This is a genomic window from Pseudomonas sp. Pseusp3, assembly GCF_047304225.1.
Classification (GTDB): domain Bacteria; phylum Pseudomonadota; class Gammaproteobacteria; order Pseudomonadales; family Pseudomonadaceae; genus Aquipseudomonas; species Aquipseudomonas fluorescens_CD.
Map to the genome: position 1 here is coordinate 1 of NZ_JBGLYV010000161.1, position 8,955 is coordinate 8,955.

Sequence of the window (8,955 nt, forward strand, 5' to 3'; positions counted from 1 at the left end):
CCCCCCCCCCAACCTTTTTTTCAACCTCCCCCCGGGGGGGGGGGGGGTCCCCCCCCCACCACGGCCGCGCATACACCACCGAATTGCCTGAAGAAACACACAAGAACTGCCTGAGGAGATCATCATGAACGCTGCCGTCGACGTTCTGCAGTCCAGCCATCAGCACATCAACCGCGACCGCCTGTGGCAGTCGCTCATGGATCTGGCCAGGCTTGGCGCCACGGTCAAGGGGGGCGTGTGTCGTCTGGCCCTGACCGATCTCGACCGCCAGGCCCGGGACATCTTCGTCAAATGGTGTATCGATGCCGGCTGCACCGTCAGCATCGACGCCGTCGGCAATATCTTCGCCCGGCGCCCCGGACGCAATCCCGACCTGCCGCCGGTGATGACCGGCAGCCACATCGACACCCAGCCCACCGGCGGCAAGTTCGATGGCTGCTTCGGTGTATTGGCCGGCGTCGAAGTGCTGCGCACCCTCAATGACCTGAACATCGAAACCGAGGCGCCGCTGGAAGTGGTGGTCTGGACCAACGAAGAAGGCTCGCGCTTTGCCCCGTGCATGATGGGTTCCGGCGTGTTCGCGGAAAAATTCACCCTCGAGGAAACCCTGGCCAAGGTCGATGCCGATGGTGTCACCGTGGGGCAAGCGTTGAACGCCATCGGTTACGCGGGCCCGCGTCAGGTCAGTGGCCATGCGGTGGGCGCCTATTTCGAAGCCCACATCGAGCAAGGCCCGATCCTTGAAGACGAACGCAAGACCATAGGCGTGGTCATGGGCGCCCTCGGGCAGAAATGGTTCGACCTGAAACTGCGCGGTGTCGAAGCCCACGCCGGCCCGACCCCGATGCACCTGCGCAAGGATGCCCTGGTCGGTGCCGCGGTGATTGTCGGTGCGGTCAACCGTGCCGCCCTCGGCCATCAGCCCCACGCCTGCGGCACTGTCGGTTGCCTGCAAGCCTATCCCGGCTCGCGCAACGTCATCCCCGGCGAAGTACGCATGACCCTGGACTTCCGCCATCTGGAACCGGAACGCCTGGACTCGATGATCGCCGAAGTGCGAGAAGTCATCGAAACCACCTGCGAAGAACACGGCCTGACGTTCGAACTGACCCCAACCGCCGACTTCCCGCCGCTGTACTTCGACAAGGGCTGTGTCGAAGCCGTGCGCGGCGCCGCCCAAGGCCTGGGCCTTTCGCACATGGACATCGTCAGTGGCGCAGGACACGACGCGATCTTCCTCGCTGAACTCGGCCCGGCCGGGATGATCTTCGTGCCGTGCGAAGGCGGTATCAGCCACAACGAAATCGAAAACGCCGCGCCGGACGACCTCGCGGCCGGCTGTGCGGTGCTGTTGCGGGCAATGCTGGCGGCTTCGGCGGCGGTGGCCAAGGAGGCGTTGACTGCCTGAACCCTGTGACGTGCGCTGAATTGTTCGGCGCACGTCACAACGGGCAATCCTCAATCGTCATCCTGTTGAATCCCTCAATCAGTGGAGCAACGCGATGTCGTCCAATACCCAACCGGTCAACCTGCTGCAATCGATCCCACAGGTTTTCGAAAGCCTGACTCAGGTCCATGTCGTGCTCGATCAGCATGATCTCGATCCCTCCCTCAAGCACTTGATCCACCTGCGTGCCTCGCAGATCAACCAGTGCGGTTTCTGCGTGAAGATGCACACCCGCGAGGCCCGGGAAGCCAATGAAACCAATGAGCGCCTGGATCGCCTGATCGTCTGGCGTCACGTCAGTGATTTCAGCGCTTCGGAGCGCGCCGCGCTGGCGTGGACCGAAGCCTTGACGCTGCTGGATGAAAAAAACGATTACGCCAGCCTGCGCGGTGAGTTGAGGGCGCATTTCAACGACGAACAGATCGGTGCCTTGACGGCCGAGATCGGCATGATCAACCTGTGGAACCGCTTGCAGGTGTCGAGGCACTGATTGATGAACTGCGCTGAAAACGCCGCCATTGTGTTCGAGCAGCGCCGGCCCTTTTTGCTCGGCCTGGCCTATCGCATTCTTGGCTCGCGCGCCGAAGCCGAGGATGCGGTGCAAGAGTTGTTCATCAAGTGGCTGGAGGCCGACCGGGCCTCCATCGCCACGCCGGCCGCCTGGCTGACCACGGCCTGCACCCGGCACTGCATCGATGTGCTGCGCTCGGCGCACGCATCCCGGGTCGACTACTTCGGCACCTGGCTGCCGGAACCGATTCACACCACCCATCAGGACTCACCCGAGCACCGGCTCGAACTGGCCTCGTCATTGTCCACCGCGTTCATGTTGCTGCTGGAGCGCCTGACACCCAAGGAGCGCGCGGCGTACCTGCTCCACGAAATCTTTGACATGGATTACCCGCAGGTCGCCGATGCGGTCGGGGTGCAGGAAGCCGCTTGCCGCAAGCTGGTGTCCCGGGCCAAGGCGAGCCTGGGTAACGGGCACGCCCGTTACCAACCGGAGCCCGTGCGTCAAACTCAATTGTTGAGTGCGTTTCACGGCGCTATCGCCAGCGGCTCGACCGTTTCCTTGAGTGCCATGCTGAGCGAAGACGTTGAACTCTGCGCCGACAGCGGCGGCAAGGCCCCGGCCATCCGCGAAACCCTGTCGGGTATCGCGCGCGTGCTGGATTTCATCGGTCAGTCGTTGCACAACTATTGGCAGGCGTGCGAATGGCTGCCCATTGAAATCAATGGCGCCCAAGGTGTCGTCATCAAGGCCGACGGCGTTATCACGGCGTCGATGACCTTTGGTTTTGATGAAGCGGGGCGGGTGAGCCGGATTTTCATCATGCGTAATCCGGACAAGCTGGCGGGGCTGGAGGCGGCGCTGAACGTGCACTAGTCAGACATCCCGAAATGATGCAGATCCCACAGGTACTTCGCACGATCAGACAGGTCTGCGGTCTTACTCTTCACGGGTTCCCCCTACTTGTGGAGTCACCATGAGCCAGGACGTTTTGACCACGGAAACCAATCGGCGCCAGTTGCAGCAGATCATCGATGGTCTGTCCGACGGGGTGATACTGCTCGATCTCGACCAGAGCATTCTGTGGGCCAACGCGGCAGCGCTGGCCATGCACGGTGTCGCGCAAGTCAGTGACCTGGGTGCCAACGCCAAGGCGTATGCCAAGCGCTTCGCCTTGCGCTATCGCAACAACCATGTGGTGCCCGTCGACAGCTACCCGATCAACCGGGTGGGGCGCGGCGAGACGTTCAGCGATGTGCTGGTGGAAGTGACGTCGGTGGCGGACGAAGAGCGTACCTGGGTCCATCGCGTGCGCAGCCTGGTATTGGCCGACAGCCGTGGCGAGCCGCAATCGCTGGTGTTGATCATGGACGATGTCACCGACCGGGCCAACGCCGAGCAACGTTTCGAGAAAACCTTCGCCTCCAACCCGGCCCCCGCTGTGATCTGCCGCCTCAGCGACTTGCGCTACATCAAGGTCAACCCCGGGTTCCTCGAGATGACCGGTTACACCCGTGACCAAGTGATCGGTACATCGACCCATGAGCTTGACGTATTGGATCAGGCCGAAAACAAGGAGCTGGCCAGGCAGCGCCTGCGCGAAGGCGCGACCATACCGCAAATGCAGGCCGAGCTGCGCTTGGCCGGCGGTGGCAGCAAGCAAGTGATCGTGGCCGGCCAGCCGCTGGAGCTCAACGGCGAAGCCTGCCTGTTGTTTTCCTTCGTCGACATGGAGCCGCGACGCAAGGTCGAAGCTGCCCTGCGCCAGAGCGAAGAACGATTTGCCAAGGCATTTCGCCTGTCCCCGGTGCCGATCCTGGTCTGTGCGGCCCGCAATCAAGTGGTGCTGGATGTGAATGAAGCCTTCCTCGATACCCTCGGGTATTCCCGCGAAGAGGTCCTCGGCAAGAGCATCGCGCAGATCGATTTCATCGTCGACAAGGGAGTACGCATGCGGCTTTTCGCAGCATTGGAGAAGTCTGCAAGCCTGGACCGCATCGATGTGCGTGTACGCCGAAAGGACGCCGGGCTGATCGATTACGTGGTGTCGGCAGACACCGTGAACATTCAGGACCGCCGGTGCCATCTGCTGGTGCTGATAGACATCACCGAGCGCAAGCGCACTGAGCTGGAACTGGTGGCGACCATCGAAGAGGTGATGAAGGACGCCTCGTGGTTCAGCCGCACGCTGATGGAAAAACTCGCCAACGTGAAGCGTGTCAACTCACCGAAATTGCCCGGCGAGTCCTTCACCGACCTGACCACCCGTGAGCACGATGTGCTGAGCCTGATATGCGAAGGCCTGGCCGACAAGGAAATCGCCGCGCGCCTGAAATTGGCGCCGAACACGGTGCGCAATCGTGTGGCAGCGGTGTATTCGAAAATCGATGTGCATAGCCGCAGCGAGGCGATTGTCTGGGCGCGGGAGCGGGGGCTGTTCTCCAGTGAATGGCGGTGTAAACGGTCGTCACCCTGATCGAAGAATAGCGCTACGAACTGTAGAGTAATTCCCTGCAACGCCCTGACCTGATGATGTAAGAACTGCCAGCTTTTACTGGCATCGCTCGCCGGCCGGGCTATGAGTGATTCGCAGATATTTATTTTTTTTGACAGGTGTGTGGATTTTCCGCACCGGTTCTGTTGTCACAAAAATGTGTCGATCACTCATCGCGGGTCAACCTATGAAAATTCTTGGGAAACGCGTTATCTCACCTGTGTCGCTGGCATTCTGCGTGGCGATTCTCGGCGGTTGTTCCAGTCCGCCACCCCCTCCAGCAGTCACTCCACTCCCTCCTGAACGAACCTGCCAGGCCATGGATAAAACCGATGTGCTGGGCGATGTACGGGCCGAAGACGGGCAAGTGACCCGAATCACCACCACGACTCGGTGCATTACCCAGTAAGCCGGTGTGACGGCCGCGCTGTTGAACGGCGCGGTCATGCTGAATGGTAAATCGGTAAAAGTTGGTATCAGACGGTCGGTTTTTATTGCCGAATGATCTTTGTTGCTGTTATTTCTGACAGTAGTCGCTACCCGGTATTTCTCAGATAGTGAAAAACACACCGTTTTTCACTCTGCTGCAATGATCGGGAGAATGACGTAATGGCAGGCAATCGCAATTCCGAGTTGATGGCCGCTGGACCACTTTATATCTGTCATGGTGCTAAACACGATTTTACGGTCAAGGCTGCGGCGGACAGCCCGTGGAGCAATCAGGGCGTGAGCCTGAACAAAAATCCCGCCGAACCTGAATTGCCCGTCACTACCAACCCGAACATCACTGTTTATCAACATTTTCAGGAACAGGGCGCTACCTGGCTAATCGATTGCCCCCACCAACCGTCCAACGCTGAAGTGAAGGCGTTTCAGCTATGGGCTCAAACCGAGTTCACTTCACCTGCGTACAAGGTTGATGTGTCGCTGGGCCATCACCGAATCGATTTTGTCGATGCCAGCGGCAACGAGCAATTTCAGGTGATTGAGTACGGCGAAGAGACGATCCTCAAGGCGCGGGAAATTTCCTACTACACAAAAGAGGCGATGCCATTTCCGGCGAAATGGAAGCTGGAAGAGCAAGACCTTCAGCCGGCCGATCCTGATGCAACAGGTTGGGTCACGCCTTACAACTTCAAGCCAACAAAGGCAGGGATTCACCTCATCAACGTCACTGTGCCGAGCCTCTATTACGAGCAAGGCTACTTCCGTAAAGAGATGCCGGTCCATGCCTTGGCGCTCACCCCATGGGGCAATGACGCGCTGATACAGGTCAACGGCAAGACTGAACCCGATGTACTTGAGCGAGGTGTGGTTTGCACAAGTGGCAAGCCATTGTCGTTAAAGCTGTTGAATCAAAACAAGCTGCTTGAAGGTTCTACGGTGTCACTCAAGTCCGCGGACGCCAAAGCCCTGGGGCTCAGCTTTACTCCGGATCTGGACGTCGAACGCCCAATGGAGGGCACCGAGCTGACATGGAACCTGACCTCACCTGTCAGCGCCAAAAGCGGTTTGTTCAAACTGCAGATGCACTGCTCGAAACTCAAGCGCGACTGGGAAATCACCGGGCATCTGCTTTCGGCGAACCTGAAGGATGAAGTCGCAAAAATCGAGGTGAGCGGAAGTGAAGTTTCAGACCTCGGCGCGGTGTTCTTCCGCAAGGAAACGCGTCCGCTGACCATAACCTTTGCAGAGTCCATGCGTGGGCTGAGCGTGACACTGGAGGAAACCGGCAACCCGGGTATGACCTATGACCCGCGCCTCATAACGCCTCGAAAAGTCCCGGACAATCTGAAGCTGGAGTGGCAGGTGACCGGCGGTGATCGTAGTAGTGTGTTTACGTTGCGGGTCGTCTGTGCCGATGTTGAAACGCCATTAAGCATCGAGAGTCGGGTGCTGTCGAAAATCACTGCCGATGAAATTCAATCGCTCAAGATCAATGGTGAGCCTGTCGACCTGGCTCGACCTGAGCTGCTGTTCTTTCGTGCAGGCACTTACACAGTAGAACTCGTCCCCAAGGCTGCCAGCTCATTGATTGGGCTGAATGTCGCGTTGAAAAAAGGCAGTGGTGCAGAGTTGGGCATGACGTATAACCCTGAGTTGAACGATCCACGACCGCTCACGCAGGCAGGATTGCAGTGGACGGTAACCGGCGGGCAAACCCAAAGCGGTTCGTTTGAGTTGCTCATAGACGTTCCCCAAGTGGAGCAATCGATGCCGCTGGGGTGTCGGTTGCTGTCGAGCAACCTGGCGGATGAGGCCGACGTGAAGATTGGCGGCGTCGCCGTGCCTGCCGGGGGTAATTGGTTTTACCGGGACAAGGCGCAAACGGTGACGTTGACCCCCAAATCAGGCAGCCCGCTGGCGGGCCTTCCAGTCACCCTGACCTGCGCCATCAGAAACGGACTGGTAATCGCCGACGTGGTGAGTGCACCGGACTTTGGCAGTGAGCAAACTACGTATAGCTGGGCAGTCACCGGGAAAACCAGAAGTGGTACCTTCCAGCTGGCATTGGCGTGCAAGGGCATGTCCACGCCGATTACCCTGGCTGTCAGCAAGTTGCTGTCGAACAACCTGGCGGATGAGGCAGACGTGAAGATTGGATTCGTCGCCGTGCCCGCCGAGGGCAATTGGTTTTACCGGGACAAGGCGCAAACGGTGACGTTGACTCCCAAACCCAACAGCCCGCTGGCGGGTCTTCCGGTCACCCTGACCTGTGGGATCAAAAGCGGACTGTCGGCTGGCGACGTGGTGAGTGCACCGGACTTTGGCGGTGAGCAAACCACGTACAGCTGGTCAGTCACCGGGAAAACCAGAAGTGGCACCTTCCAGCTGGCATTGGCGGGTAAGGGCATGGCCACGCCGATTACCTTGGCTGTCAGCAAGTTGCTGTCGAACAACCTGGCGGATGAGGCCGACGTGAAGATTGGCGGCGTTGCCGTGCCTGCCGGGGGTAACTGGTTTTACCGGGACAAGGCGCAAACGGTGACGTTGACCCCCAAACCCAACAGCCCGCTGGCCGGCCTGCGGGTCACCCTGACCTGTACCATCATAAACGGACTGGATAGCGCCAACGTGGAGAGTGTACCGGCCTTCGGTAGTGAGTCACTTATCCATTCCTGGTCAGTGGTCGGGAAGACCAAAAGCGGCACCTTCCGGTTGGCGTTGGCGGGTAAGGGCATGACGACACCGATTACCCTGACTATCAGCAAGTTGCTATCGAACAACCTGGCGGATGAGGCTGACGTGAAGATTGGCGGCGCCGCCGTGCCTGCCGGGGGTAATTGGTTTTACCGGGACAAGGCGCAAACGGTGACGTTGACTCCCAAAACCAACAGCCCGCTGGCCGGCCTGCCGGTCACGCTGACCTGCACCATCAAAAGCGGTCTCAATGTCACCGACGTGGTGAGTGCACCGGACTTTGGCGGTGAGCAAACCACGTACAGCTGGTCAGTCACCGGGAAAACCAGAAGTGGCACCTTCCAGCTGGCATTGGCGGGTAAGGGCATGGCCACGCCGATTACCTTGGCTGTCAGCAAGTTGCTGTCGAACAACCTGGCGGATGAGGCCGACGTGAAGATTGGCGGCGTCGCCGTGCCTGCCGGGGGCAACTGGTTTTACCGGGACAAGGCGCAAACGGTGACGTTGACCCCCAAACCCGACAGCCCGCTGACCGGCCTGCGGGTCACCCTGACCTGTACCATCATAAACGGACTGGATAGCGCCAACGTGGAGAGTGTACCGGCCTTCGGCAGTGAGTCACTTATCCATTCCTGGTTAGTGGTCGGGAAGACCAAAAGCGGCACCTTCCGGTTGGCGTTGGCGGGTAAGGGCATGACTACACCGATTACCCTGACTGTCAGCAAGTTGCTGTCGAACAACCTGGCGGATGAGGCAGACGTGAAGATTGGCGGCGTCGCCGTGCCCGCCGGGGGCAATTGGTTTTACCGGGACAAGGCGCAAACGGTGACGTTGACTCCCAAAACCAACAGCCCGCTGGCTGGCCTTCCAGTCACCCTGACCTGCGCCATCAGAAACGGACTGGTAATCACCGACGTGGTGAGTGCACCGGCCTTTGGCGGTGCACTCACCACCCATAGCTGGGCGGTGACCGGGAACACCAACAGCGGGACCTTCCAGCTGGCATTTGCGGGTAAGGGCATGACTACACCGATTACTTTGCCTGTCAGCAAGTTGCTGTCGAACAATCTGACGGATGAGGCTGTCATTAAAATTGATGGCATTGACGTATCGGCTAATGAAGTTCCCTATCTTAATAGTTCGAAGCGCATAGTTACGTTAATTCCTAAGCCGGGTAGCCCATTGGCTGGTACTAAAGTCAGTTTACGCTGGAGTGGAGGGAGCGGTATTGTTGCGCAGGATTTGAGCGTGACACCGAATCTAAATATAGATACAACGGTTTATAGGTGGGAGGTGAGCAGTCCCTCTGCAAAACTCGGGACATTTCAACTCGGACTTGCTATGGCAGGGTCTGGTGCGATA

5 protein-coding genes are annotated in these 8,955 nt (G+C 59.0%); all 5 read left to right on the forward strand.

Translation table 11 applies throughout. The features are described from left to right. Positions 1-124 precede the first annotated feature (124 nt). Complete coding sequence (locus tag ACCD00_RS29240; protein WP_413428700.1) at positions 125-1,408, forward strand: Zn-dependent hydrolase; 1,284 nt, start codon at positions 125-127, stop codon at positions 1,406-1,408. 94 nt (positions 1,409-1,502) lie between these two features. Then, entirely contained in the window at positions 1,503-1,937 is a 435-nt protein-coding gene (locus ACCD00_RS29245) for a carboxymuconolactone decarboxylase family protein (protein WP_413428701.1), read from the forward strand. Between the two features lie 3 nt (positions 1,938-1,940). Beyond that, entirely contained in the window at positions 1,941-2,834 is an 894-nt protein-coding gene (sigJ, locus tag ACCD00_RS29250; RefSeq protein WP_413428702.1) for an RNA polymerase sigma factor SigJ, read from the forward strand. Between the two features lie 100 nt (positions 2,835-2,934). Next, complete coding sequence (locus ACCD00_RS29255) at positions 2,935-4,434, forward strand: PAS domain S-box protein (RefSeq protein ID WP_413428703.1); 1,500 nt, start codon at positions 2,935-2,937, stop codon at positions 4,432-4,434. Between the two features lie 627 nt (positions 4,435-5,061). Continuing rightward, a partial coding sequence (locus ACCD00_RS29260; RefSeq protein ID WP_413428704.1) for a hypothetical protein occupies positions 5,062-8,955 on the forward strand: 3,894 nt, incomplete at its 3' end.

What these genes read in the sequence shown, in the direction of transcription:
- sigJ (WP_413428702.1), top strand. Translation starts at nt 1,941, where the DNA reads ATGAACTGCGCTGAAAACGCCGCCATTGTGTTCGAGCAGCGCCGGCCC.
- ACCD00_RS29255 (WP_413428703.1), top strand. Translation starts at nt 2,935, where the DNA reads ATGAGCCAGGACGTTTTGACCACGGAAACCAATCGGCGCCAGTTGCAG.
- ACCD00_RS29245 (WP_413428701.1), top strand. Translation starts at nt 1,503, where the DNA reads ATGTCGTCCAATACCCAACCGGTCAACCTGCTGCAATCGATCCCACAG.
- ACCD00_RS29240 (WP_413428700.1), top strand. Translation starts at nt 125, where the DNA reads ATGAACGCTGCCGTCGACGTTCTGCAGTCCAGCCATCAGCACATCAAC.